Source organism: Xanthomonas sp. (assembly GCF_017163755.1).
GTDB lineage: Bacteria > Pseudomonadota > Gammaproteobacteria > Xanthomonadales > Xanthomonadaceae > Xanthomonas_A.
This window is the reverse complement of sequence record NZ_JAFIWC010000014.1, coordinates 15,286-40,298: the sequence shown is the minus strand read 5'-3', so window position 1 is coordinate 40,298 and position 25,013 is coordinate 15,286. Positions and strand designations below refer to the sequence as shown.

Below are 25,013 nucleotides of genomic sequence, written 5' to 3'. Positions count from 1 at the left end.
CCGCGGCGGTGCGTGCTGTGCGGGCGGACCCTCACCCCAACCCCTCTCCCGGTGGGAGAGGGGCTAAAGCCGGGGATATCGCCCGGTCGCGGCGGCAGCCGGCACGCCGCGCTACAGCAGCGCCTTCAGCCGGTACAGCGCCTCCAGCGCCTGCTTGGGGGTCAGCTCGTCCGGGTCCAGCGCCGCCAGCGCTTCCTGGGCGGCCGACGCCGTGGGCGCGAACAGCCCGAACTGCTGCGGCGCGTCCAGCGCCTGCGGCGCCATCTGCGAGGCGTGGCTCTCGCCGCCGCGCTGCTCCAGCTCGGCCAGCCGCCGCCGCGCCTGGGCGACGGTGGCCTTGGGCAGGCCGGCCAGCGCCGCCACCTGCAGGCCGAAACTGCGGTTGGCCGGGCCGTCCTTGACCGCGTGCATGAACACCAGCTTGTCGCCGTGCTCGACCGCGTCCAGGTGCACGTTGGCGATGCCGCTGGCGCCGCCTTCGACCGATTCGTCGGCCAGCGCGGTCAGCTCGAAGTAGTGGGTGGCGAACAGCGTGTAGCAGCGGTTGTGGTGCGCCAGGTGGCGCGCCACCGCGTCGGCCAGGGCCAGGCCGTCGTAGGTGGAGGTGCCGCGGCCGATCTCGTCCATCAGCACCAGCGACTGCGCGCTGGCGTGGTGCAGGATGTAGCTGGTCTCGGACATCTCCACCATGAAGGTGGACTGGCCGCGCGCCAGGTCGTCGCCGGCGCCGATGCGGGTGAGGATGCGGTCGATCGGGCCGATCACCGCGCGCGCGGCCGGCACGTAGCTGCCGATGTGGGCCAGCAGCACGATCAGCGCGTTCTGGCGCATGTAGGTCGACTTGCCGCCCATGTTCGGGCCGGTGATCACCAGCATGCGCCGGTCCGGGTGCAGGTCCAGGTCGTTGGGCTCGAACGCCTGTTCGCGCACCGCCTCCACCACCGGGTGGCGGCCGCGCTCGATGCGCAGGCACGGCGCGGTTTCCAGCTCCGGCCTGGCCCAGTCCAGCGCCTGCGCGCGTTCGGCGAAGCCGGCCAGCACGTCCAGTTCGCTGAGCGCGGCGGCGGCGCGCTTGAGCGGTTCCAGGCGTTCGCCCAAGGTATCGAGCAGCGCTTCGTACAGCAGCTTCTCGCGCGACAGCGCGCGCTCGCGCGCCGACAGCACCTTGTCCTCGAAGTTCTTCAGTTCCTCGGTGATGTAGCGCTCGGCGTTGGTCAGCGTCTGCCGCCGCGTGTAGTGCACCGGCGCCTTGTCGGCCTGGCCCTTGCTGATCTCGATGTAGTAGCCGTGCACGCGGTTGTAGCCGACCTTCAGCGTGGCGATGCCGCTGCTGGCGCGTTCGCGCGCTTCCAGGTCGATCAGGAATTGGTCGGCGTGGGTGCTGAGCCGGCGCAGCTCGTCCAGTTCGGCGTCGTAGTCGGCGGCGATGACGCCGCCGTCGCTGAGCTTGAGCGGCGGCTGCTCGGCGATCGCCGAGGCCAGCAGGTGCGCGACTTCGTCGTGCTGGCCCAGCTCGGCCGCCAGCGCGGCCAGCCGCGGCGAATCCAGCGGCGCCAGGATCGCGCGCACCGTCGGCAGCAGGCCCAGGCCGTCGCGCAGCGTGGAGAAGTCGCGCGGGCGTGCCGAGCGCAGCGCCACCCGGGTGAGGATGCGTTCGAGGTCGCCCAGCGCGCGGAACGCGTCGCGCAGCTCGGCATCGGCGCCGCGGTCGATCAGCATGCCGACCGCGTGGTGGCGCTGCACCAGCACCTCGCGCAGCCGCAGCGGCCGGTGCAGCCAGCGCCGCAGCAGGCGCCCGCCCATCGGCGTGACCGTGCTGTCGAGCACGCCGAGCAGGGTGTTGCGGGTGTCGCCGTCCACCCGCGTGTCCAGTTCCAGGTGCCGGCGCGTGGCCGCGTTCATCGAGATCGCCTCGCCGGCGGTCTCCATCGCGATCGAGCTCAGGTGCGGCAGGCGCTGCTTCTGGGTTTCCTCGACATAGCCGAGCAGCGCGCCGGCCGCGGCGACCGCGCGCCGGCCCTTGCCCGAGCCGTCGTCGTCCAGGCCGAAACCGGACAGGTCGTGCACCTGGAAGAAGTTCAGCAGCTGGCGGCGGCCGCTGTCGGCGTCGAACAGCCACGGCGCGCGCCGGCGCACGCCGCTGCGTCCGCGCAGGAACTCCGGCCACTGGTCCTCGTCGGGCACCAGCAGTTCGGCCGGTTCCAGTCGCGCCAGCTCCGCTTCCAGCGCGTCCTCGCTGTCGACCTCGTTGACCAGGAAGCGGCCGCCGGCCAGGTCCGCCCAGGCCAGGCCGTAGCCCTGCCTGTTGCGCGCGATCGCCATCAGCAGGGTGTCGCGGCGCTCGTCGAGCAGCGCCTCGTCGGTGACCGTGCCCGGGGTGACGACGCGCACCACCTTGCGTTCGACCAGGCCCTTGGCCAGCGCCGGATCGCCGATCTGCTCGCAGATCGCCACCGATTCGCCCAGCGCCACCAGCCGTGCCAGATAGCCTTCGTACGCATGCACCGGCACCCCGGCCATCGGGATCGGCGCGCCGCCGGAACTGCCGCGCTGGGTCAGGGTGATGTCGAGCAGCCGCGCCGCCTTGCGCGCGTCGTCGTAGAACAGCTCGTAGAAATCGCCCATGCGGAAGAACAGCAGCAGGTCCGGGTACTCGGACTTGGCGGCGAAGAACTGCTTCATGAGCGGGGTGTGCTCAGCAGTGGGATTGGATGACGAGGGTTTCGCTTTGGAATCAGGGGTTTGCAAGAAGCCTTCCTACGGTCTGTAGCGGTCAATCCGGGTCACTGACGGCGAGTAACGGTGTTTTCTGTCGCGCCGCTGTTGCGGCGGTCACTCAAACGGGATCAAATCGATGTTGCGACGGACAAAGTGCGGATCGACCATGGATACGGTTGTTGCGACGGAGGCTGATGCCCCACGTCGCCGAGGCACCAAGTTTAAGCTGACCTACCAGCAAATCTGCGAACTGAGCGTGGCCAAGGGTCCGGCCGAGGGGAAGCAGGGTAGGGGCGTCATCGCTCCGCGCCCGGCCGCAGAGGCTGGAAAGTCCTATCGGGTGTTGGACGGCAACCAAGGCCCGACTGGCTTCGGCTTCTACGTGGGCACTACCCGCACGACCTATGAAGTGGTGTGCTGGGGCCCGGCCGGCGTTCGGCGCGCTGAAGCGTGACCGACATGGGCCCTGAGCAGGCTTACGAGGCGGCACGGCAGAAGTTGGCCATCGTTCGGGAGACGGGGGAGTTCCCGTCTCGGCAGGAGGCACGAAGCGAACACTTGGTCGAGCTGAAGGGAGTCACGCTGGCTGACTGCTTTGTTGCCTAAATTGAAGATTCGAAAAGCGGGTCCGCAACAAGAAGGCCAAGCCGGCCAGCGTCCGCGCAGTCCAGGACAGCTTGGCGCGGTTTGCACGCGCTGAGGTTGGGCTCGCAGACAAAGCAATCCTCCGGCTGACGGATCGACAGATCCACCAGGCGTTCGAGAATCTGCGTCGGTCGTCCATGGTGCGGTCCAATTGGATCCCTGGCGGGCCTCCTATGGCGAGGCCAAGCGGCGCTCCCGCCGAGTCGCGCCAGGAGAGTGCCCCATGACGCGCTTGTAGGCGCGACTGAAAGCTGCCTGCGACGCGTAGCCGAGACGCTCTGCCACTACCTCTATCGATAGGCTTTGATGTGTCAACCACTGACTTGCCAATTGCATTCGCAATTCAGTTACGTACCGCAGGGGCGCGGTTCCAATGACGCTCTGGAACCGATCGGCAAACACGGATCTTGAGACGTTTGATTCTGCAGCCAGCGCTTCGACGGTCCAATCGCGCCCGGGGTCTCTGTGTAGGGCAAGCAACGACAGCGATAGACGAGGGTCGCGCATGGCCATGACCAGGCCTGATGCCCCTTCGCAACCGCGCTCGACCCAGTCACGGACGATCATGGCGGCGACTGCATCCGCCAGCCGGGCGAGTATTCCTGCAAATCCAATACGTCCGGAGCACACCTCGCGCTTCATCGCGTCGACCATCGGCAACAGCCCAGGAAACTGAGCCGCGTTGCCATCGGCCAGCATCACAGCCGGCATCAACTTGCTCAACCCATGCATGCCACCTAGATCGAACACCATGCATCCGTGGAAGAGCACAGCGCTTGGCACGGGATGTGTGCTCGGGCACGTGTCTATCCCGCTCACCGCGTCACCCAGTGGGGCTGCGTCTATCGTTTCCAAGCACCGGACTGGATGGTCCTCGCCAGACAACAACGCGTGTCCTTCTCCGCGGGGAAGAAGCACGACATCCCCGGCGGATAGAAGGTGTTGGCTGCCGTCCGCGCCACGAAGAATCGCATTGCCCACCGCCAAGTAGTGGAAGTAGGCATGCCCTGGCTTCAGGGGAAATCCAAGCCCAAAGGTCGGCCCGGTCTGAATGCGTCGGTATTGGACGCCATGCAACCGCATGCCGGTCAGCAACTGGCTGATCAGATCGGTGGGCTGGGGTGGAGCGTGGCTCATTGGGGCGGCCCGGGGTTTCGATCAAAAATGCAGGTCAGACAATCATAGATCATCCTGACTTGGCTCCATAGACTCTCGGCTGCACGATTGCACTGGGATCTTTGATGAGTAATGACGTAGTTGATGCCGCAGACGCGCCTGATTCTGTGGCATGGGGTAGCGGGGAGCCGTCTTCATCGGCATGGGTGGCCGTGTTTTCGCTGGCCATGGGTGTCTTTGGGCTGCTCACGGCCGAATATCTGCCTGCCAGCCTGTTGACGCCGATGGCGGCGGATCTGGGTGTGTCGGAGGCGCTGGCCGGTCAAGCAGTGACGGTCACTGCTGTGGTGGCCCTGTTCGCTGGCCTGCTTGTGCCTCGGCTGACCCGTTCGATAGACAGGCGCCGGGTGCTGTTGAGTTTCACGGGTCTGATGATCCTCTCCAACGCCTTGGTGGCGCTGTCTTCCAGCATGGGAGTCCTCCTGGTGATGCGAGTCCTTCTGGGCGTCGCGCTGGGCGGTTTCTGGAGCATGGCAGCGGCCGTGGCCATGCGGCTGGTGCCCCCGCAGCGCGTGCCTCGCGCGCTTTCAATCATCTTCAGCGGGATTGCGGTCGGCACGGTGGTATCCGTTCCTTTGGGGAGCTACCTGGGAGGGCTGCTGGGCTGGCGCAGCGCCTTTTGGGCTGCTACGGCGGTAGGTGGACTCACTTTTGCGTTCCAGTGGTTCACGCTGCCCCGAATGGCCCCGCGCAAGGCGGCACTCCCAGAGTCGGTGGTGGGGCTCTTGCGCCGGCCAGGCGTTGCGGTGGGAATGCTGGGCTGCGTCCTGGCGCACACCGGCCAATACTCGCTCTTTACCTATATCCGCCCAACGTTGGAGAGCCTGGGGCAGATGAGCGCTGATGGCCTGGCGCTGATTCTGCTCGGATTCGGCGTGGCGAACTTTGTCGGCACACTACTGGCCGGCTGGCTCATGGAGCGCAGTTTGAAAGTCACTTTGGTGATCATGCCTGCCTTGGTCGGCGTAGCCGCGCTCGGCATGGTCCTGTTGCCGGTGGGCGTTGGCGGGCTATCGATCCTGGTCGCGCTCTGGGGCCTGGCCTTCGGTGGCGTGCCCGTTGCCTGGTCGAGCTGGGTCGCGCGTGCGGTGCCCGACCAGGCCGAGAGTGCCGGCGGGATGGTGGTCGCCGCTGTGCAGTCCTCTATCGCGGCGGGGGCCGCCTTGGGCGGACTAGTGTTTGGAGCGGGCGGCATCCTTGCCGTGATTGTGGTCGCCGCCGCCGTGATGCTCCTCGCTAGCCTGCTCATTGCGTTCCGAGTCAGGGTGAGCTCGCCGACGCTCTCGGCAGGTCCGGCGTTTCACATCTAGCTGTCATCAGCCCTCTGAGCAGCGCTATGCCGGCGCCTTCAGGTCGAGCGCCATATCCCACCGGTCCAAGCCCGCACCATAGCCATCTGGCACTACTTGCTTCACCACAAAGCCAAAGCGAGCGTAGAAGGCCTGTGTGCGTTGGCTGGTGTCCAGCACGACTTGCTCGACGTCCGGCCTCAGGCGCAGGGCTTCCAGCCGAGCCAAGAGCAGCATTGTCCCCAAGCCTTGCCGATGCAGCTTCGGATGGACCATGCCCCAGCAGAGGCTTGCCATCGTGCCATCCGTGCTGATTGAGTAGCCCGCGCACGCAACCACTTCACGCGCACGCTCAATGACTTGGTAATGCCAGACCGCTGCATGGTGCGTTAGAAACTGCATGAAGTCGGGGCGTTCCTCAGCGTTGAAGAACGCCGGAACGTTGCCGTCGAACAACGCCAGACAGGCATCGAAATGGTGAGGGCTGTAGGTCCGAATTGCGTCCATACCGCTAAGTTTGCCTCAGACAGGCGCGCTGTGAACGAGGACTGATTGCGATAGCGGTTCACCAGCGTTGACTAAAAGTCGTGTTCAGAACAGTCGATTACTTCGACTAGCGGCCGCCCTGAAACTTGAAGGTGAAGCGAGCGGCGGATGCCGCGGCGTTCCCATTGATGGGCACGGGGGTGGCATCCATCAGCGTCAACATGCCATCGGCAACAGGGACAGGAACGCCCAGCGTGAGATCGATCTGCTTGGACCAGGCGCCACCGAGCACGGTCGCCCTGACGATCAGCCGCCCAGCATGAATGCATTGAACGTCGGCCGGGCAACGGCTGTCTTCGATGACGCGGTCAGGACGCACCTTGGGCCCATCGACCGCCGCTATTTCTCCCAGACGCACAGGACCTTCGATAGGCCGGCTCGCGACGGGATCACCTGCCGCGCATCCTGCAAGCGAGATGGCCACAAGCGAGGCAAGCACCAGAGTTCGGACGGGATGGATACGTTCCATGGCGGTGGTCATGCTCGCGTGTTGTGGAGATAGAAGCCGATGGCTCGGCAAACTGTGCTCATGTATGGATTGCCTCAATGTGATGCACCATCACTTCACCATGGTGCTCTCGCGAGCGCCAGCATTGCGGTCTCAAACTGCAGGCGTTGCTCGCCCAGCGAATGGAAGGTTTGCCACGTCTCCACGCGCATCCGCGGGTCGAGCGGCTACGCGCCAGCATGGTAGGATTCGGCAACTTGCCCAGCTCACGCATCACGTTTTAGAAGACGTGATGCCCTGGCGCTATCGCTCCTGGGAGCACGGTGCATACACCGATCCAATCCATGCCCCAGCTTACTTTTTTTACCCCAAGCGGCGTCTTCCTCCAGACCAAAATGAGGTGGAGAAGTATGAGTAAAGTTGCCTCTGGTGACGTTCTTGCCGATGCGTTGACTGCCCTGGGTTCTGAAGACGTCGCAGAGAGTAGGCGCCTGCTCGAACGGGCTGCGCAGCAAGGATCCATCATGGGGCGTGCGTTAAGCGGTGTCCTCAATCAGGGCTGCTCTCGCAACGCCTACGACGAACCGCGCGCCTTTGAGGTGTTTATTCGCGGTGGGGGCAACCTTGCGCTATACGCCGCGGTCAGCGCCGATCTGGCCAGGCTTTACGACGCTGTTCGGCCAAGCACGTTGCTAGATATCGGCGCGGGTGATGGCATGGCGCTGATCCCTGCGATTACTTCCAGCGCGCACGTGCCTGGACGGCTTGACGTTGTTGAGCCCAATGACGTGCTTTTGGGCAATCTCACTGCATCTCTGCCTTTTGCCCGCGGGCATCGTATGACATTGGAGGAGTTTGCCGGAGATATCGGTGCGGAAGATCGCTGGGATTTGGCTCAATCCACATTCGCGCTCCAATCAATCGAGACGAAGGCGCGTGAGCAGGCATTAGCAACCTTGGCCGGGCATGTGGCGAGGCTTGTCATCGTTGAGTTCGATGTTCCGGTCCTTACATCTGGAAGCGTGGTCTATTACAAGTCGCTCGCTCAGCGCTATGAACGCGCTGCAGCGGAGTATGGCCAGAACGCTGCGCTTGTAGCCGGGGGCTTTCTTGCGCCAATGCTGCTGGGGCAACTCCGGTCCATTGTTCCGTCAAATTATGAGCAACCCGCAGACGCCTGGGCAGCGGAACTCGAAAAAGCGGGCTACCACGTGATTGCAAAGACGAATCTTCACGATTACAGCTGGTCAACGGCGTTTTCCATGGCCGCTGTCCCCAGGGGGTGATCTGGGACGGACGGGTGTTCAACGGTTTGCGCCTCCACCAGCGCTGGGCCTCTTAAAGGGACCTTAGCTTCGCTGTCCCGACCGCAAGGACAGGCTGAACCTGCCCCCTAAGAACGGACGCCAAGAAGCGGCGGATCACGCGGCTTGCTTCAGTGTCTTGGCGTAGTTGTTTCGCCCGATGTTCGCTGCAAGTCAGCGCGCGCCCAGCGGGTCCGGCGCTGGGCAGAGGACGCCGCACGATGCGGGTTCGCATTGCCATCGCATTGCGACAACGCCGCGATGCAACCGCGTTGTCATCTTGCAGCGGGAACATCGGCCGTTTCCATGGGTGGTGCGGTCGATCTGTCGTGAGCAGCGTGAGGATCTGGGAGAAGAGCTACGAACTGCGGCACCGCCTGCTGCGTGGCTTCTTTCTTCGACGTGGCTCGCACACCGAGGATGCCGAGGACCTGGCGCAGGAGGTCTACCTGCGCCTGCTGCGCAGCACCGGCGACAACGCCGAGGCCGTCGCCAATCCCGAGGCCTATCTGTACACCGTGGCGGCCAACCTGGCCCGCGAGCACGCGCGCTCGCGCTCTTCGCTGCCGCCGCTGGAGGATGTCGAACTGCTGGCCGAAGTGCTGAAGAGCGAAGAGGACGTCGAAGGCGCGTTCGAAAGCCGGCAGCGCTGGGGCGAGATCCGCAGCGCCATCGCGCAACTGCCGCCGGCCACCCGCAGGATGATGGAACTGCATTATCGCGATGGACTGGAGTGTCCGCAGATCAGTGCGCAGCTGGATGTGTCCGTGCACATGGTGCGCAAGCACATCGGCAAGGGCCTGGAAGCCTGCAGGAAGGCGCTGGGCGCCCGGGAGGACAGGTGAACCGGCAGGAGCCGACCTCCATGGAAGGCACATTGGCCGAGCAGGCGGCGCGCTGGTTCCTGCTCAATCGCGAGACGACGCTGAGCGAGTCGCAGCGCCTGGCGTTCCTGGGCTGGATGCAGCGTTCGCCCGAGCATGTGCGCGAGTACCTGCGCGCGTTGCACCTGCATCGCCAGGTGGGCCAGGCCATGGGCAAGGCGCAGCAGGACGGAGACGCTGCTGGCCAGGCAGCGCATGGCCCACGCGAACCGGCCACCAAGGTGGTGCCGTTGTTCTCCGCCGCGCCGCGACCGGCCGCACCGGCCGTGCGCCGCTCGCGCCGTGGCTGGAAGGCGGCCGCCGCCGCGGCGTGCGTGGCGCTGGGCTTGGCCGCCTTGCTGCCGCAACTGCAGCCGCAGCCGCTGTTGCTGGCCGCCGGGCACGGGCAGCTGCGCGTGCTCACGCTGGCCGACGGCACCCAACTGCGCCTCAACGCCGACAGCGTGGTGCGCGTGCGCATGGGCTGGCTGGCGCGGCGCGTGGAGCTGCTGCAGGGCGAGGCCAGCTTCGACATCGCCGCCGATCGGCGCCCGTTCCAGGTGCAGGTCGATGGCCTGCGCATCCGCGACATCGGCACCGTTCGACGTATCGCGGCGGTTGCAGGGCACCCGGATCGGCGTGATGTCCGGCGAGGTGGAAGTCTGGAGCAGCGGCGCGCACGAGCAGCGCCTGGCGCGGCTGGACGCCGGCCGGGTGGTGCTGGTCGATCACGGCAGCGGCGCGGTGCGGCCGCTCGACATGCCGGCGTCGATGCTGCTGGACTGGCAGCGGCGCAAGGTGTCCTTTCTCGACGAACGCCTGGACGAAGTCGCGGTGGCGTTCAATCGCCACAACAAGGTGCAGGTGGTGGTCGAGGACGAGGCGGCCGCCTCGGCGCGCCTGTCCGGCAGCCTGGACGCGGACCGGATCGTGGCGCTGCAGGCTTTTCTGCAGCGCGACCCGCGTTTTTCCGTCCGCCGCGACGGCGACACGGTGAGGGTCTCCAGCCGTTGAGCGCGACGCTTCGGACGCTGTCAGAAAAATTTCATCGAATCTGCGTTCTCCACTTCCGCGTTTTCCCGCTCTTTCTTAGGAGAAGCCGCCGTCGACTGCTACGCGGCGCCAGCCGTCCTCTCTCCTCCAAGGAACCGTGATGCGCAAGCCGCTCTACCTGTCGATCGTCCTTGCACTGTCCCCCTGTCTGCTCGCCCACGCGCACGCGGCGACGCCCGCCAGCCTGCAAGCCCGTGTCACCGCGCCGATCGCCGCGCAACCGTTGAGCCGCGCGCTGGAGCAGCTCTCGCGAAGCTCCGGCGTACAGTTCCTGTACTCGCCGACCGGCAATCCGCGCATGAGCGCCGCGGTGCCGGGCGGCATCACCGTCGAGCAGGCGCTGGACGCGCTGCTGGCCGGCACCGGCCTGAACTATTCGGTGGTGGACGGCAACGTCATCGCCATCGATCCCGCCCCGGCAGGCAGCGCGCCCAAGCCGGCCGCGCCGAAGCCGCGCGAGGAGGAGGCGAAGGTCGCGCCCACGCTGGGCACGGTGAAGGTGATCGCCGCGCACGAGGTGATCGACCAGAAGAGGACCTCGCCGGTCATCAAGGACTCGGTGATCTACGACGAGATGGACAGCTACGGCGACGAGACGCTGGCCGAGAGCCTGATGGCCGCGCCCGGGCTCAGCGCGGTGGAGGATGCCGGCGAGCCGCGCTACGTGACCGTGCGCGGCGTGCAGGCCAACCTCAACTACACGACCATCGACGGCATCGCGATCGCCAGCGTGGGCGGCAGCGGCTCCGGCGAGCGCATGAACAACCTGCAGCTGATTCCCAGCGACATCGGCACCCGCACCGACATCTACAAGAGCTTCAGCGCCGAGCAGGCGCCCGATGCCATCGGCGGGGTGATCGACATCATCAGCCGCAGCGCCTTCGACCGTTCGGGCAGGTACGTGTTCGCCGACGTCGCCGGCATCTACTCCACCGCCGAAACCGACGTCGGCCGCAGCGCCGGCGGCGACCACAAGACGCTGGGCCACTTCGGCAAGAGCGCCAAGGCGGTGTTCTCCAACCAGTTCGGCGCCGACCAGCAGTTCGGCATCGTGGCGGTGGCGCGCTACGAGCAGCGCTCGCGCAACAGCGTCAAGCGCTGGGTGGAATCGAACTACTACTTCGACGATGCCGGCAAGTACCTGACCGACGGCAGCACCGAGCCCAGCGAGGCGGCCGGCTGGAACGGCCTGCGCGCGCCGGGCAACTTCAGCACCGGCACCTACACCAACTACATCACCAACTTCGGCGGCTCGGCCAAGCTGGAGTGGAAGCCGTCGGACGAGCCGTTCTACGCCTCGCTGCTGCTGTACTCGTACCGGTTCTACGAGAACTCGACCATGAACAAGACCGACCTGTACTCCAACGCCAAGTTCCCGATCCGCAACCAGACCGAGGACAGCGGCACCACGCAGATCAACAGCATCTACATCAAGAACCGGCACGACCGCTGGGACCGCAACAACCGCGGCGCCATCGCCCGCTTCGACTGGGACGTGGGCGAGGCGTCCAGGCTCACCCTGCGTGCCGGCCACACCGAGGAAACGTTCGACAACACCCAGGTCTACTGGGGCGTGCGCGCCTACCCGAGCAACCTGTTCGTCGACTACGCCAACGACAGCCACGGCTTCCCGAATGCGGTCGGCGTGTCCGATCCGAGCCTGCTGACCACCTCGGCGTTCAAGCTCAATCCGGCGCAGGCCTACATCTCCCCGCGCGATGCGCAGGAAACCATCGATAACCTGCGCGTGGACTTCGCCCACAACATCGGCGCCGATGCGCGCGGCTTCGGCGTCGCCGCCGGCGCCGAATACCGCCACCTGAAGATCTGGCAGGACATCGATTTCGACTACTACAAGACCAGCGCCACGCTCAACGACTACCTGTACCCGGGCTCGACCCTGCTGGGCACCGTGCCGGGCTTTCCGCTGATCGACAACCGCAAGTGGAGCCAGCAGCTGTATCCGACGCTGGGCGACAACGACGCCGCCTACCCGAACGCCGACTTCAGCAGCGACTACAAGTACGTCGAGGACATCGCCAACGCCTATGTCTCGGCGCACTACGCCTGGGACCGGCTGCTGCTGATCGGCGGGCTGCGCTACGACCACACCCGCTTCGACGCGTTCAGCCCCTTCAGCGCCGACGGCGGCACGACCTACACCGCCGACCTGCGCAAGGCCGGCGGCGGCTACGACAACCTGCTGCCGTCGTTGAACGCCACCTTCAAGCTCACCGAGGACCAGCGCCTGCGCTTCTCGGCCAGCCAGACGCTTGGCCGGCCCACGCCCAGCCACATCGCCCAGGCCACCAGCACCAGCTGCGGCGACGACGGGCAGGGCGGCGGCTTCTGCACGATCCAGCAGGGCAACGCCGGCCTGGAACCGCGCCGCGCCACCAACCTCGACCTGGCCTGGGACCTGTACTTCAACGGCAACAACGGCCTGGTCTCGGTGGCGCTGTTCGACAAGGTCATCAAGGACGACATCTACACCCTGACCACCTTCGAGGACATCGGCGACGTCCGCTACCGGGTGACCCAGCCGATGAACACCGACGAGTCCACGCTGCGCGGGGTCGAGTTCGCCGTCGCCAACCGCAACCTGCGCTGGGGCGCGCAGCGCCTGGACATGTACTTCAATGCCACCCGGCTGGAAGGGCGCACCGACTACCGGATCAGCGACGGCAGCCAACGCCGTCTCGACCGCCTGCTGTACCAGCCGGACTGGTCGTTGAACGGCTCGCTGATCTGGCGCATGCCGTGGCACGACGCACAGCTGCGCGTGTCCGGCACCTACCGCAGCCGCATGCTGGTCGACTTCGGCGATACGCAATGGCTGGATTCGTACTACGACCCGTACACGACCTTCAACCTGGCCCTCAGCCACAAGATCAGCGAGCACGTGACGCTGAAGTACGAGGCCAAGAACCTGTTCAACACGCAGCCGACCTACAGCACCGGCCCCGACGGCCGCTTCCGCACCGAGATCGACGACTACGGCCGGTTCTTCTACTTCCACATCATCTACAACTGAGGCGATCGCCATGAGCACGTTCAATCGCAGGCGATTCCTCGCCCTGTCCGGCCTTTCCGCGTTCGGCGCGTGGATGGGCACCGCATCGGCGCTGGCGGCGCAGACCGATGCCAAGGCCTTGAGCCCGCGCAACCTGCTCGCCTCGCCGCGGTTCGCGAGCACGCCGTTCGCCCTCGGCGTGGCGTCCGGCGACTCGTCGCCGGACGGCGTCGTGCTGTGGACGCGGCTGGCGACCGAGCCGCTGGTGTACGGCGGCGGGATGCCGGCGCGGCCGATGGTGATCGAGTGGCAGGTGGCCGCCGACGAGGGGTTCGGCAGGCTGGTGCGGCGGGGCTCGTCGCTGGCCCATCCGGAACTGGGCCACGCGGTGCATGTGGAACTGGACGGGCTGGATCCCGGGCGGCCGTACTGGTACCGCTTCAGCGTCGGCGGCTACGCCAGCGCGATCGGCCGCACCTGCACCCTGCCGGCGGCGAGCGCCAGAGTGGACCGCGTGCGCTTCGCGGTGGCCGGCTGCCAGCAGTACGAGGAAGGCCACTACACCGCATGGCGGCGCATCGCCGAGGAGCCGCTGGATTTCGTCTTCCACTACGGCGACTACATCTACGAAGGCGAAACCCGGCCAGGCGTGCGCACGATGAACGGCCGGCCGTTCACCAACCTGCGCAACCACGTCGGTCCGGAGATCTACACGCTGGACGACTACCGGCGCCGCTACGCGCAATACAAGTCCGACCCGGACCTGCAGGCCGCGCACGCGGCGGCGCCGTGGTTCGTGACCTTCGACGACCACGAAGTGGACAACGACTGGGCCGGCGCGCAGGACCAGGACGACACCCCCAGCGAAGTGTTCGTGCTGCGCCGGGCGCAGGCGTTCCAGGCCTACTACGAGAACATGCCGCTGCGGCGGGCGTCGTTCCCGCGCGATGGCCACATGCAGCTGTACCGGCGCGCGCGCTACGGCAACCTGATGGACCTGCACCTGCTCGACACCCGCCAGTACCGCAGCAAGCAGGTCGACATGGCGCTGCGCGAGCAGGTGGAATCGCCGGCACGCAGCATCGTGGGGGCCAGGCAGGAACGGTGGCTGTTCGACGGCCTGGCCGACGCCGCGCCGCGCTGGCACACCATCGCCCACCAGGTGTCGCTGGGCAACTACGCGCGGGACAAGGACGGCGAGGTGGTACGGTCCGACGACCAGTGGTCGGGCTACCTGGACAGCCGCCGCCGCCTGCTCGACCACATCCAGCGGGTCGGCTTCGGCAACGTGGTCACCGCCTGCGGCGACGCACACCGCCACTACGCCGGCGACCTGGTCCAGGACAACGCCGATTCCGGGATCATCTCCAGCGAGTTCCTCGCCACGTCGATCACCTCCGGCGCCGATGGCCTGGGCGTGGATGCGATGGCCGAAAGCACCTTGCGGCACAGCCCGCACCTGAAGGCCACCACCGACAAGCGCGGCTATGTGCTGTGCGACGTGACCCGTGACGCCTGGATCGGCGACATGAAGACGCTGGACCGGGTGATGCAGCCCAACGGCACGCTGCAGAGCTGGAAGCGCTATGCCATCGAGCACGGCAGGCCGGGGTTGCAGGAGGCCTGAGGCGGGTGCCTGCGCGCCCGTCGACCAAGAGGAGGCAGCAGGGTCTATGCCGCAATCACCTGCCTGGAAGTATGCATGCGTGCACTTCAGTCAGCCCTGCACTGGGCCGGGGGAATCCGGAAACGGCGTCGGGCCACGTCGTTTCGGTCGGGTCGAGCCACGGCTACGCCGTCGGCCGCAGCGCATCCGTAGCTGGCAGGCACCTGCGCGGTACCTCCGGGAACGTCCGCAATCTGACCAAGAGCACCGACCAATCGGAAGAGGACGGGTCTCCGGGCGAACCGACCTCAAGCAATCAATTGCCGCATCTGGCGACGCATTGGCTGCGCTGAACACTGCAGTCGTCCCCGCGTCCACGTACCTGGCAATCGAATGCCTCTGCCATGCACCTGCTTCGCCCAGCTGGATCGGAAATCTGCTCGCAGCTAGCCTGCTTGCCGCGCGTCGCCTCGCTCGTGCAAGTCCCAAGGTCATGGGGAACAGCCTGGCAACTTGCGAACGCGTCGTTGCAGCGCGCAAAGCAGGCATCCGCCGATTCGTGATGTAGGCCTTCGATCGAGCGCACGGCGGCCGACCTGTCGTCTCCTGGCAAGGAAGTGCAGGATGTCAAAAGCAGCATTGCGGCTAGGGTCCACCCTTGTCTCTTTGTCATTGCGTACCAACGCTCCATCGACGGCACCAGCATGTGCCTAGCTTGCCATGAAGCCGCGCTGGGCATTCTGCATGCACTGAACGTCGTATCGTGCCTTGCGTCAGACGATCGCCGCGATCCCGTCGCCGTCGATGGCCAGCAATGCCGCGGCGGCGGCGCTGGGCGCGCGTTCGCGATGGCGCACGGCATGGAAGGTGCGCGTGCCCAGCGCCGCGCCCACGCGTTGCAGGCGTCCGCTCTCCAGCCAGGGCGCGGCCGCCAGCTGCGAGACCGCGGCCACGCTGTGTCCGGACAGCACCGCCGACAGCACCGCTTCGTTCGACGGCAGGGTCAGCGCGACGCTCAGCCGGTCCGGCTCGACACGCGCCGCGCGCAACGCCGCTTCGAACGCCGAGCGGGTGCCTGAGCCGGGCTCGCGCATGATCCACGAGCACGCCGACGCCAGCGCCGGCAGCGCGATCCGGCGGCGTCCGGCCAGGCGGTGCGCCGGCGCGGCGACCACGACCAGCTGGTCCTGGGCGAGCGCGGTCAACGCCAGCGCCGGGTCGCGCACGCCGCCTTCGACGAAGCCCAGTTCCGCACGGCCCTCGGCGACCGCGCGCGCCACGCTTTCGGTGTTGCCGACGCTGAGGCGGATCTCGATCTGCGCATAGCGCGCATGGAAGGCCATCAGCCGCGCCGGCAGCCAGTAGCTGGCCACGGTCTGGCTGGCATGCAGTTCCAGCGTGCCGCGCAGCACCCCGCGCCATTCGCTCAATGCCAGTTCGGCGGCGTGCGTGCGCGCCAGGATCGCCCGCGCCTCGTCGGCGAACGCGGCGCCGGCGGCGGTCAGCTCGATGCCGCGGCCCACGCGGTGGAACAGGGCCACGCCGTACCGGGTCTCCAAGGCCCGAATCGCGGCGCTGGCTGCCGAGGGCGTGCGGTGCGCCGCCTGCGCGCCCAGGGTCAGGTGCTGGCGTTCGGCGACGGCGACGAAGAGTGCGAGCTGTTCCAGGGTCATGGCGCGATCGTTCGGTTTTGGCGAACGAACTATCCATAACTATGCGATGGAATGGAAGGATGCGCCGGCGCATGCTGTGCGCACTTCGGTGGACGGTGGCGGGCATGGGCGGGGCGAAGCGTTGGTGGGAGGTGGTGCCGGGCCTGGCATTGTCGGCCGTGGTCGCCGCACTGGCGTGGCTGGCGGAGCGCGCCGCGCTGTCGCTGTTCGGCCGGCCCTGGGTCGAGGCGCTGGTGCTGGCGATCGTGCTGGGTACGCTGGCGCGCACGTTCTGCGGCGTGCATGCGCGCCTGCATGCCGGCATCGATTTCGCCGCGCGCACGCTGCTGGAAGCGGCCATCGTGCTGCTCGGGGCATCGATCAGCTTCGCTGCGATCGGCCAGGCCGGGCTGCTGCTCGCGCTCGCCGTCGCCGCCGTGGTGGCGGCGGCCCTCGTGGCCGGCTACGGCATCGGCCGCATGCTCGGCCTGAGCGAGCGGCTGGCCACGCTGGTGGCCTGCGGCAACGCGATCTGCGGCAACTCGGCGATCGTCGCCGCCGCGCCGGTGATCGAGGCCGGGTCGGACGAAGTCGCCGCCTCGATCGCGTTCACCGCCGCGGTGGGCATCGTGGTGGTGCTTGCGCTGCCGCTGGCGGTGCCGTTGTTCGGACTGACCCCGCGCCGCTACGGCATCCTCGCCGGCATGACCGTCTACGCGGTGCCGCAGGTGCTGGCCGCGACCCTGCCGGTGGGCGCGGCCAGCGCGCAGATCGGCGCACTGGTGAAGCTGATGCGGGTGCTGATGCTCGGGCCGGTGATCCTGCTGCTCGGGCTGCGGAGCGGGCGGTCCGGCGTCGGCCGGGTGCCGCTGCGCCGGCTGCTGCCGTGGTTCATCGTCGGCTTCGCCGCCATGGTCGCGCTGCGTTCGGCCGGCCTGCTGCCGCAGGCGGCGCTGGCGGCAGCCGGATCCACCGCTACGGGACTGACCCTGGTCTCGATGGCGGCGCTGGGGCTGTCGGTCAACCTGCGCACGGTGCTGGCGGCCGGGGGCAGGGTGCTGGCCGCCGGCGCGCTGTCGTTGCTGGCGCTGGGCGGCCTTGCCGGGGTGGCGATCGTGTGTCTGCCGTGACCTGCTCGCGCAGCGGCTGCGACCGGGCCGGTGAACCCATGGCGCCTGCGGCGTTGGCGATGGCGCCGCGGTCCCGCACCCGCGGGCTCGGCCCCGGCGCCTAGCGGCCGTGGATGCGTCCGCTTTCGCCGGCGCGGTACAGCGTGCCCTCCGGGTGCCGTGCCGGTTCCGGCCTCTGTTGCTGGCCGCCGCGCATGGCCGACATGCGATCGGCCAGCCGCGGCAGCATGTGCGTCACCGCCGTGTTGGCCTTGGCCATCAGCCCGACCTTGATGTCGCGCCCACCGCGTTCGGCGGCATCCAGGATCGCTTCGGCCACGCGCATCGGTGCGATCATCGGGCCGGGTAGCTTGGGCTCCTGCGGCATGTAGTTGCGCGCATGTTCCGGATACGGGGTATCCACCGCGGTGGGCTGGATCAGCACCACCGAGACCGGGCGCTTGTCCACGTGTTCCAGTTCCACGCGCAGCGCGTCGGTGAAGCCCTTGACTGCGTGCTTGGACGCCGAGTACATGCCCTGCAGCGGCACCACCGCGTCGGAGGCCTCGCTGCCCAGGTTGATCAGCACGCCTTCGGAGGCGATCAAGTGCGGCAGCGCGATCAGCGATCCGTTCACCACGCCCCAGAAGTTGACGTCGAACAGGCGCCGGCTGTCGCCTTCGTCGACCTGCGCCAGCTTGCCGTAGATCGCCACGCCGGCGTTGTTGATCCAGGTGTCGATGCGGCCGTAGCGGTCGGTCGCCTCGGCCGCGGCGGCCTCCAGCTGCGCGCGGTCGGCCACGTCGGCGGCCACCGCGATGGCGTCGCCGCCGGACTCGCGGATCGTCTGCACCGCTTCGGCGAGCGTCTGCTCGCTGCGCGCGACCAGCACCAGCTTGGCGCCGCGCTCGGCGGCGAGCAACGCGGTGCACAGGCCGATGCCGCTGGACGCGCCGGTGACGACGATGACCTGCTGATCGAGAGGGCGATGTTGCTGAGCCATGGCGCACTCCTCGGAGGTTCGGTCGCCCGACGCTAGGGCCGCGCGCGTGTGACCGCGGTGAAGCCGGTATCCAGGTGCGGTGAACGGCCGGTTACCCTGCGAACGCCGGCTTTGCGGTCATCAGGTAGAAGATGATCAGGAACGAAAACAGCGCCGGCACGCCCAGCGCCGCCCAGCAGCCCAGGTAGCCGTCGTAGCGCGGCGGCAACGGCTGGCCCAGGCGCGCGGCCTCGGCGGCCACGTCGCGCAGGCGCATCTGCAGCCACACCACCGGCAGCCAGCACAGCGCCGCGATCAGGAACAGCACGATCGACCAGTACAGCCACGGCGTTCCCAGCGGCACGCCCATGCGATGCGCCAGATAAAGCCCCGATGCCGGCTGGAACACGATCGTGGTCGCGGTGAAGATCCAGTCGGCGATCACCACGTAGCGGGCGACGGCCGCGACCACGCGCGCGTCGCGGCTGCGGCTGATGAAGAACAGGTAGAACGCCGTGCCCACGCCGGTGCCGAACAGGAACGTGGACGACAGGATGTGCAGGTACTTAACGACGATCAGGTCCATGGGGCGTATCCAGTTGGTACAGCGCGCCGATCAGCGCCAGCAAGGGCAGGTTCTTCAGCACCGGGCCGTACGGGTGGGCCCAGAACTCGGGCAGGAACAGGCTGATCACCGCGGTGTAGAACACGATCAGCGCAAATTGCAGCGCATAGACCTGGCGCCGCCACCGCGCCGGCAGCATCGCCAGGCCGAGCAGCGCATTGGCCAATGCGGCCGCGTACAGCATCGGCGGTGCCCATGCGGCGGGCACGTGCGCGCGCTGCAGCAGGTCCAGGCTGGCCTGGAGCGGATACACGAACGCCGATACCCAAGCGGTCACCAGCCACATCGCCGCCAGGGAGATGCGCAGCAGCGGCAGCAGCGATCGCAGTTGCGCCTGCTGGCGCAGCGCCTGCGCCTGCGATGGATCGATGAAGCTAGTGGCCGGTCGCGGCGCACGATCGAGCAGCGACGCCAGCGCGCCGGCATCGCCGACGTTGCCACGCTGCAGCAGGCGCAGCGCGTCCGGCGTCACCAGGCTGCCCGGCCAGCGCGCGGCGATGCGCGCGAACAGCATCGCCGCGCCCACCGGCACCGGCGCCACCCTTACCCGGTTGCCCATGCTGCTGCCCAGCGTGCGCAGGTAGTCGGCCAGCGGCATCGGCGCCGGACCGACCACTTCCAGTACCGGCGGCGGCGCCGCGTCGTCCAGCAGCGCCGCCACCGCATCGCACAGGTCGCGCAGATGCACCGGTTGCACCGGCTGCACGCCGCCAGCGGGCAACGGCGTCAGCGGCGCCGCCGCCAGCTGCAGGAACCACTGCGTGCTGCGCCCCTGCGCGGCGAACACCAGCGACGGCCGCACCGAGGTGGCGCGCAACGGCAGCGCCGCCAGCCGCGCGTCGGCCAGGCCCTTGGACGCCTGGTAGCCGGTATCGGCGCGCGCATCGGCGCCCAGCGCGGAGATCTGCACGATCTGGGCCACGCCGGCGTCCACGGCGGCATCGAACAGCGCGATCGCGCCTTTCACGTGGATCGCATCGAAATTCTGCTTACCTTGCTCCTGAAAGATGCCGACGGCATTGATCACGGCGTCGACGCCCTGCAGGCTTCGGCGCCAGTCGTCGGGACGCGGTTGCGCCAGGTCCATGGATACCGCCGGCAACCCCGGCCAGCGCCGCGTCGCCGCTTCCGCCCGCCGCACGCCGAGGACGACCTCATGGCCCGCATCGCGCAACCTGTCCACCAGCGCCGCCCCGATCAGCCCGTTCGCGCCGACCACCAGCACGTGCCGCCGGCGCGCCAAGCTGCCGTATGGCGCCGCGCCGCCGTCTCCGGGGCGTGCGCCAGTCTGCTGTCCAGCGCCGTCGTCTCCTGGCTCAGCCACCATCACACCGGCTCGGCCAGCAGCGGCACCAACGCCACCAGCCAGTGGCTGTGGGGCGCGCCGGCGCGACGCAAGCGGCTCCCGAACCTCAGGCATACCGCTGTCGGGTACCTCATCCACCATGCGAGCTCCCTGTTCTGGGCCGGATTCTTCGAACGCGCGGCGCTGCACCGGCCCTCGCGCAGCGCAGCGTTGGCATTGACCACCGCCGTGGTGGCGTACGTGGTGGACTACCACGTGGTGCCGCGCCGGTTGTCGCCGGGATTCGACAGCCGCATGCGCCTGCGCCATCTGCCGCTGGCCTACGCGGCCTTCGCCGCCGGCCTGTGCGTACCGCGCCTGCATCGGCATCTCGCCGCGCGTGTCCGGCAACGCCTGCCGCGTCACGACGAGGCTGGCACCGGGTCTCGAAAGAGCGGGTGAAGCTGCGGCGACGGGCGCATGAGCGTGCCGGTTCACATGCGCATGGCGGCGCCGCCGGCAGTCTCCGTGGGTACGGGACGATGCCGCGCGTGTCGCTGCGATGTCGCTGCGCGCGGCGGCCCATCCACACAGCCAGGAGGCCCGACATGCTTCTATCCTCGTCTCCCCAGCGCGACGCCTTGCCGCGCGCCGAGCAGTTCGATGTGAGCGCGGCGATGCTGCGCGATGGCTACGCCTTCGTCTCGCGGCAGTGCGAACGGCTCGGTAGCGACGTGTTCCAGGCGCGCGTGCTGCTGCGCAAGGCCATCTTCGCGCGCGGCGCCGATGCGGTCGCCGCGTTCTACCATCCGGGCCGCTTCACCCGCCGCGGCGCGTTGCCGCCGACCACGGTGGCGCTGCTGCAGGGCTTCGGCAGCGTGCAGCGGCTCGATGGCGACGCGCATCTGCACCGCAAGCAGCTGTTCCGCGGCGTGCTCACGCCAGAGGCGACGGCCAGGCTGGTCGCGATCTTCCGCCAGGAGTGGCAGGTGCAGGCGCAGCGATGGACGCGGTCGGCAACGCCGCTGGTGCTGCAGCGCGAAGCCGAACTGGTGCTGTGCCGGGCGGTATGCCGATGGGCTGGCGTGCCGCTGGCGGACGCGCACAGTGCGCAGCGCGCGCGCGAGTTCGCCGCCATGATCGACGGTGCCGGCAGCGCGGCGATGCGCTGGTTGCGCGGCTGGCGGCTGCGCCGCCGCAACGAGCGCTGGATCCGCTCGGTGATCGGCGATCTGCGTCGGGCGCCGCCGTCGACCGCGACGCCGGCGCAGGCCATCGCCCATTACCGCGGTCCCGACGGCAAGCCACTCGGCGAGCGCGTGGCGGCGGTGGAGCTGATCAACCTGCTGCGCCCGACGGTCGCCGTGGCGCGCTGGATCACGTTCTCGGCGCTGGCCCTGCACGAGCACCCGGAACTGCGGCGACGCCTGCGCGCCGGCGAGCCCGGCCTGCCGTTGAACCTGGTGCAGGAGGTGCGCCGCTACTACCCGTTCTTCCCGATGGTCGGCGGGCGGGTGCGCGTGCCGTTCCAATGGCGGGGGCGGCAGTTCCGCCGCGGCGAGTGGATGATGGTGGATCTGTACGGCACCAACCACGATCCGCGGGTCTGGCGGCATCCCGAGCGTTTCGACCCGGACCGCTTCCGCGACTGGGATGGCGGCGCTTGCAACTTCGTGCCCCAGGGCGGTGGCGACGTGGACCGGGACCACCGCTGCCCCGGCGAGGACCCGAGCATCGCGTTGTTGCTGGCGGCGATCGACGAACTGGCCGTTCGCTGGGACTACCGGGTGCCCGCGCAGGACCTGCGCTACCCGCTCGACCGGTTTCCCAGCCTGCCGCGCAGCGGCTTCGTCATCGAGCAGGTGCGGCCGGCTGCGCAAGCCGAGGGCAGCGGCTGTCCATCGCGCTGACGTCGCCTTGACGCAACGTTCGCTCCAAACACACGTGGCCTGGTCATGCTGGACGCGTGCCACCGACCGCACGCCGCAACTGGAGAACCACCGCCATGAGCAAGCCCGAAAACACCGACGACCGCGTCCCCAGCGACCTGGCCAACGTGAACATCAACGAGGAATGGGAACTGCGCTGGTGGGCGCGCGAGCTGGGCATGTCCGAGGACAACCTGCGCGCGGCGGTGACCGAGGTCGGTACCGCCACCACCAAGCTGCGCGAGTATCGCCCACCGCATTGAGCCACGCGCTTCGCGCCTCGTACACGTGGGCGCCACTGCCGATTCACGGGCTTCCGCACAGCATCGCGGTTCCACAGACAGGAGAACGGGCAATGCGTACTTTTTCGATGCTGGCACTGGCTACCGCGTTCGCGCTGGGCGCAACCGCGATGCAGGCGCAGGCGCAGCAGACCCATGCGCATGGCGACGCCGCCGCGGCCGGTGCGCCGGCCGCGGCCGCCACTGAACAGGAAAAGGAGGCGCTCGGCCTGCTCGGCGCGATCAACACCTCCGAGATCAATGCCGCCAACCTGGTGCTGCAGAAAGGCGTGCAAGGGCCGGTGCGCGAATACGCGCAGCGCATGATCAAGGAGCACAGCGACAACAACGCCAAGATCGCGCCGTTCGCCCCGGACCGGTCCGCGGCGCGGGCCACCTTGCAGACCAAGAAGGGCGAAGCCGAACTGAAGAAGCTGCAGCCGCTCAGCGGCAAGGAACTGGAAGCGGCGTACGTGACCGCGATGGTCAACGACCACACCCAGGCCCTGGAAGCGCTGGACAAGCAGCTGATCCCCGAAGCGAAGACGCCGCAGGTCGTCCAGCACCTGAAGACGACGCGGCAGCACGTGGCGGACCACCTCGCCCAAGCCAAGAAGCTGCAGACCTCGACCTCGGCCAACAGCGGCGCCGCAGCGCGGTGAGCGCCGGTAGTCGGTGCGCCGCCGTCTGTGCGGCGGCGCGTTTCCCAGCCCAGTCGAGGCGCTTATGAACGAGAGTTCCCCGTCGGAAAACGGCACCCGGATCGTGCGCACGCTGACCATCGCTGCCGAGCCGGAACAGATCCTGGACGCGTGGTGCGATGTCAACGTGCAGCGGCAGATCCTCGATGGCGCCGCGGAACTATTGACCGGCGACGGTTGCCACGCGGTATGGCGGCTGCACCTGCCGCTGGACCAGCGCGCCGAGTTCACCCACTCGCGGGTGGAGGCGCGGCTGGGCCAGTCGGTGCGCTACGCCGGGCGCGGCGAACATGGACTGCAGGTGGAGAGCCTGCTGCAGGTGGCGCCGGCGCCGGGTACCTACGGCTGCGAAGCGACGCTGGTGATCGATCATCGCATCGATGGCGGCGTGCTGGCGCAGGCCATCGCCAAGCTCGCCGGCCCGGCGCCGGACATGCTGGCCGGCAAGGCGTTGCGGCGGCTGAAGGCGTGGCTCGAAGCAGGCGAGGTGCCCTCCCTGCACCGCAACCCGTCGGGTCGCCAGACCCGCGACCAGAACGCTTAAGGAGGCGCCATGCGCGCACTATGCTGGAACGGCGTCAACGACCTGCGCGTGGAGACCGTGCCCGATCCGACGATCGTCAATCCGCGCGACGTGATCCTCAAGGTCGGACTGAGTACCACCTGCGGTTCGGACCTGCACTTCATCGACGGCTACCTGCCGAGCATGCGCGAAGGCGACGTGATCGGCCACGAGTTCATGGGCGAGGTGGTGGAAGCGGGTCCGCAGGTGAAGCATGTGCGGGTCGGCCAGCGGGTGGTGGTGCCGTCGTTCATTTCCTGCGGCAACTGCTGGCATTGCGGCCGCGAAGAGTATTCGCTGTGCGACAACACCAATCCGCACTGGGAGATGCAGGAACCCCTGCTCGGCTATCCCACCGCCGGCATCTACGGCTATACGCACGCCTTCGGCGGCTACGCCGGCTCGCACGCGGACTACATCCGCGTGCCGCACGCCGACGTGGGGTGCTTCGCCATTCCCGAGGAAGTCGCCGACGAGGACGCCCTGTTCCTGTCCGACGCCGGCCCCACCGGGTTCATGGGCGCGGATTTCTGCACTATCCAGCCCGGCGACACGATCGCGGTGTGGGGCTGCGGCGGGGTCGGCCTGATGGCGTTGCAGAGCGCCAGGCTGCTGGGCGCGGCGCGGGTGATCGGCATCGACCGCATTCCCGAACGCCTGGCGATGGCCCGCGACATCGTCGGCGCGGAGGTGATCGATTATTCGGCAGCGGACAGCGTGGTGGAGATGCTGCGCGAGATGACCGGCGGCCGCGGCCCGGACGCGTGCATCGACGCGGTCGGGATGGAAGCGCACGGCACCGGCCTGGGCTATGCCTACGACCGGGTCAAGCAGGCACTGCATCTGCACACCGACCGCGGCCAGGCGCTGCGCGAAGCGATCCTGGCGTGCCGCAAGGGCGGCGTGCTGTCGATCCTCGGCGTGTACGGGGTGATGGACAAGTTCCCGCTGGGGCCGATCATGAACAAGGGGCTGACGGTGCGCACCGCGCAGCAGCATGGCCAGCGCTACCTGCCCAAGCTGCTGCAGCTCGCGCGCAGCGGCGCGTTGAAGTCCAGCTTCCTGATGACCCACAAGATGCCGCTGGAGCAGGCCGTGCGCGGCTACGACATGTTCAAGCACAAGACCGACGGTTGCGTGCGCGCCGCGTTCGTGCCCGGGATGGCCGGCTGAGCGCAGCGCCGGTGCGGGTGCGCGCGGCGGGGGGCTGCGTTGGGCGCGGCAGGG

General features: G+C 68.1%; 20 protein-coding genes and 1 pseudogene. 13 read left to right on the top strand and 8 right to left on the bottom strand.

What is annotated here, in order from left to right:
* Positions 1-111 precede the first annotated feature (111 nt).
* Both mutS and JR065_RS10935 read right to left on the bottom strand, forming a co-directional pair.
* The gene (mutS, locus tag JR065_RS10940) at positions 112-2,682 is read right to left on the bottom strand and encodes a DNA mismatch repair protein MutS (protein ID WP_241093548.1); all 2,571 of its coding nucleotides are present in this window, start codon (positions 2,680-2,682) and stop codon (positions 112-114) included.
* Between the two features lie 852 nt (positions 2,683-3,534).
* Positions 3,535-4,500 (bottom strand): cupin domain-containing protein, encoded by a 966-nt coding sequence (locus JR065_RS10935; protein ID WP_206234182.1) that lies wholly within the window; start codon positions 4,498-4,500, stop codon positions 3,535-3,537.
* A gap of 104 nt (positions 4,501-4,604) precedes the next feature.
* On the opposite strand from JR065_RS10935, the gene JR065_RS10930 reads away from it, so the two are divergent.
* Positions 4,605-5,849 (top strand): MFS transporter, encoded by a 1,245-nt coding sequence (locus tag JR065_RS10930; protein ID WP_206234181.1) that lies wholly within the window; start codon positions 4,605-4,607, stop codon positions 5,847-5,849.
* 24 nt (positions 5,850-5,873) lie between these two features.
* Here JR065_RS10930 and JR065_RS10925 read toward each other — a convergent pair whose 3' ends face one another.
* Both JR065_RS10925 and JR065_RS10920 read right to left on the bottom strand, forming a co-directional pair.
* Complete coding sequence (locus JR065_RS10925; protein WP_206234179.1) at positions 5,874-6,335, bottom strand: GNAT family N-acetyltransferase; 462 nt, start codon at positions 6,333-6,335, stop codon at positions 5,874-5,876.
* A gap of 106 nt (positions 6,336-6,441) precedes the next feature.
* A complete protein-coding gene (locus tag JR065_RS10920; protein ID WP_206234178.1) occupies positions 6,442-6,855 on the bottom strand; it encodes a hypothetical protein in 414 nt (137 codons plus the stop codon).
* 377 nt (positions 6,856-7,232) lie between these two features.
* Here JR065_RS10920 and JR065_RS10915 point away from each other — a divergent pair, with 377 nt between their 5' ends.
* The 5 genes and pseudogenes from JR065_RS10915 (at position 7,233) to JR065_RS10895 (ending at position 14,682) form a co-directional block, all read left to right on the top strand.
* Complete coding sequence (locus tag JR065_RS10915; RefSeq protein ID WP_206234177.1) at positions 7,233-8,108, top strand: hypothetical protein; 876 nt, start codon at positions 7,233-7,235, stop codon at positions 8,106-8,108.
* A gap of 347 nt (positions 8,109-8,455) precedes the next feature.
* Entirely contained in the window at positions 8,456-8,971 is a 516-nt protein-coding gene (locus JR065_RS10910; protein ID WP_206234176.1) for a sigma-70 family RNA polymerase sigma factor, read from the top strand.
* Positions 8,968-10,003: pseudogene (locus JR065_RS21880) on the top strand (FecR family protein). The gene JR065_RS10910 and the pseudogene JR065_RS21880 overlap by 4 nt, the downstream one beginning before the upstream one ends.
* 139 nt (positions 10,004-10,142) lie before the next feature.
* Positions 10,143-13,076, top strand: coding sequence for a TonB-dependent receptor (locus JR065_RS10900; protein ID WP_206234175.1), 2,934 nt, complete (start codon positions 10,143-10,145; stop codon positions 13,074-13,076).
* A 10-nt stretch (positions 13,077-13,086) separates the two neighbouring features.
* Positions 13,087-14,682, top strand: a complete 1,596-nt coding sequence (locus JR065_RS10895; RefSeq protein ID WP_206234174.1) for an alkaline phosphatase D family protein — start codon at positions 13,087-13,089, stop codon at positions 14,680-14,682.
* A 752-nt stretch (positions 14,683-15,434) separates the two neighbouring features.
* Here JR065_RS10895 and JR065_RS10890 read toward each other — a convergent pair.
* Complete coding sequence (locus JR065_RS10890) at positions 15,435-16,334, bottom strand: LysR family transcriptional regulator (RefSeq protein WP_206234172.1); 900 nt, start codon at positions 16,332-16,334, stop codon at positions 15,435-15,437.
* A 71-nt stretch (positions 16,335-16,405) separates the two neighbouring features.
* Here JR065_RS10890 and JR065_RS10885 point away from each other — a divergent pair, with 71 nt between their 5' ends.
* Positions 16,406-17,443, top strand: coding sequence for a YeiH family protein (locus JR065_RS10885; protein WP_241093547.1), 1,038 nt, complete (start codon positions 16,406-16,408; stop codon positions 17,441-17,443).
* Positions 17,444-17,543: 100 nt separating this feature from the next.
* Here the strand turns inward: JR065_RS10885 and JR065_RS10880 are convergent, their stop codons facing one another.
* From JR065_RS10880 to JR065_RS10870, 3 genes are all read right to left on the bottom strand, one after another.
* Complete coding sequence (locus JR065_RS10880) at positions 17,544-18,425, bottom strand: SDR family oxidoreductase (RefSeq protein ID WP_206234171.1); 882 nt, start codon at positions 18,423-18,425, stop codon at positions 17,544-17,546.
* A 91-nt stretch (positions 18,426-18,516) separates the two neighbouring features.
* The gene (locus JR065_RS10875; RefSeq protein WP_206234170.1) at positions 18,517-18,990 is read right to left on the bottom strand and encodes a DUF2269 family protein; all 474 of its coding nucleotides are present in this window, start codon (positions 18,988-18,990) and stop codon (positions 18,517-18,519) included.
* Positions 18,971-20,356, bottom strand: coding sequence for an SDR family oxidoreductase (locus JR065_RS10870; protein WP_206234169.1), 1,386 nt, complete (start codon positions 20,354-20,356; stop codon positions 18,971-18,973). Before JR065_RS10870 ends, JR065_RS10875 begins: the two co-directional genes overlap by 20 nt.
* A gap of 189 nt (positions 20,357-20,545) precedes the next feature.
* On the opposite strand from JR065_RS10870, the gene JR065_RS10865 reads away from it, so the two are divergent.
* From JR065_RS10865 to JR065_RS10840, 6 genes are all read left to right on the top strand, one after another.
* Entirely contained in the window at positions 20,546-20,776 is a 231-nt protein-coding gene (locus JR065_RS10865) for a hypothetical protein (RefSeq protein ID WP_206234167.1), read from the top strand.
* Between the two features lie 146 nt (positions 20,777-20,922).
* A complete protein-coding gene (locus JR065_RS10860) occupies positions 20,923-22,224 on the top strand; it encodes a cytochrome P450 (protein WP_206234166.1) in 1,302 nt (433 codons plus the stop codon).
* A gap of 95 nt (positions 22,225-22,319) precedes the next feature.
* The gene (locus JR065_RS10855; RefSeq protein WP_206234165.1) at positions 22,320-22,505 is read left to right on the top strand and encodes a DUF3606 domain-containing protein; all 186 of its coding nucleotides are present in this window, start codon (positions 22,320-22,322) and stop codon (positions 22,503-22,505) included.
* A gap of 92 nt (positions 22,506-22,597) precedes the next feature.
* Complete coding sequence (locus JR065_RS10850) at positions 22,598-23,185, top strand: DUF4142 domain-containing protein (protein WP_206234164.1); 588 nt, start codon at positions 22,598-22,600, stop codon at positions 23,183-23,185.
* A 64-nt stretch (positions 23,186-23,249) separates the two neighbouring features.
* A complete protein-coding gene (locus tag JR065_RS10845; RefSeq protein ID WP_206234163.1) occupies positions 23,250-23,768 on the top strand; it encodes a hypothetical protein in 519 nt (172 codons plus the stop codon).
* Between the two features lie 9 nt (positions 23,769-23,777).
* Positions 23,778-24,959 carry a zinc-dependent alcohol dehydrogenase gene (locus tag JR065_RS10840; RefSeq protein WP_206234162.1) on the top strand — a complete coding sequence of 394 codons (1,182 nt, stop codon included), beginning with the start codon at positions 23,778-23,780 and terminating at the stop codon, positions 24,957-24,959.
* The last annotated feature ends 54 nt before the right edge of the window (positions 24,960-25,013 follow it).

What these genes read in the sequence shown, in the direction of transcription:
- mutS (WP_241093548.1), bottom strand. Translation starts at nt 2,682, where the DNA reads ATGAAGCAGTTCTTCGCCGCCAAGTCCGAGTACCCGGACCTGCTGCTG.
- JR065_RS10935 (WP_206234182.1), bottom strand. Translation starts at nt 4,500, where the DNA reads ATGAGCCACGCTCCACCCCAGCCCACCGATCTGATCAGCCAGTTGCTG.
- JR065_RS10930 (WP_206234181.1), top strand. Translation starts at nt 4,605, where the DNA reads ATGAGTAATGACGTAGTTGATGCCGCAGACGCGCCTGATTCTGTGGCA.
- JR065_RS10925 (WP_206234179.1), bottom strand. Translation starts at nt 6,335, where the DNA reads ATGGACGCAATTCGGACCTACAGCCCTCACCATTTCGATGCCTGTCTG.
- JR065_RS10920 (WP_206234178.1), bottom strand. Translation starts at nt 6,855, where the DNA reads ATGACCACCGCCATGGAACGTATCCATCCCGTCCGAACTCTGGTGCTT.
- JR065_RS10915 (WP_206234177.1), top strand. Translation starts at nt 7,233, where the DNA reads ATGAGTAAAGTTGCCTCTGGTGACGTTCTTGCCGATGCGTTGACTGCC.
- JR065_RS10900 (WP_206234175.1), top strand. Translation starts at nt 10,143, where the DNA reads ATGCGCAAGCCGCTCTACCTGTCGATCGTCCTTGCACTGTCCCCCTGT.
- JR065_RS10895 (WP_206234174.1), top strand. Translation starts at nt 13,087, where the DNA reads ATGAGCACGTTCAATCGCAGGCGATTCCTCGCCCTGTCCGGCCTTTCC.
- JR065_RS10890 (WP_206234172.1), bottom strand. Translation starts at nt 16,334, where the DNA reads ATGACCCTGGAACAGCTCGCACTCTTCGTCGCCGTCGCCGAACGCCAG.
- JR065_RS10885 (WP_241093547.1), top strand. Translation starts at nt 16,406, where the DNA reads ATGCTGTGCGCACTTCGGTGGACGGTGGCGGGCATGGGCGGGGCGAAG.
- JR065_RS10880 (WP_206234171.1), bottom strand. Translation starts at nt 18,425, where the DNA reads ATGGCTCAGCAACATCGCCCTCTCGATCAGCAGGTCATCGTCGTCACC.
- JR065_RS10875 (WP_206234170.1), bottom strand. Translation starts at nt 18,990, where the DNA reads ATGGACCTGATCGTCGTTAAGTACCTGCACATCCTGTCGTCCACGTTC.
- JR065_RS10870 (WP_206234169.1), bottom strand. Translation starts at nt 20,356, where the DNA reads ATGGTGGCTGAGCCAGGAGACGACGGCGCTGGACAGCAGACTGGCGCA.
- JR065_RS10860 (WP_206234166.1), top strand. Translation starts at nt 20,923, where the DNA reads ATGCTTCTATCCTCGTCTCCCCAGCGCGACGCCTTGCCGCGCGCCGAG.
- JR065_RS10855 (WP_206234165.1), top strand. Translation starts at nt 22,320, where the DNA reads ATGAGCAAGCCCGAAAACACCGACGACCGCGTCCCCAGCGACCTGGCC.
- JR065_RS10850 (WP_206234164.1), top strand. Translation starts at nt 22,598, where the DNA reads ATGCGTACTTTTTCGATGCTGGCACTGGCTACCGCGTTCGCGCTGGGC.
- JR065_RS10845 (WP_206234163.1), top strand. Translation starts at nt 23,250, where the DNA reads ATGAACGAGAGTTCCCCGTCGGAAAACGGCACCCGGATCGTGCGCACG.
- JR065_RS10840 (WP_206234162.1), top strand. Translation starts at nt 23,778, where the DNA reads ATGCGCGCACTATGCTGGAACGGCGTCAACGACCTGCGCGTGGAGACC.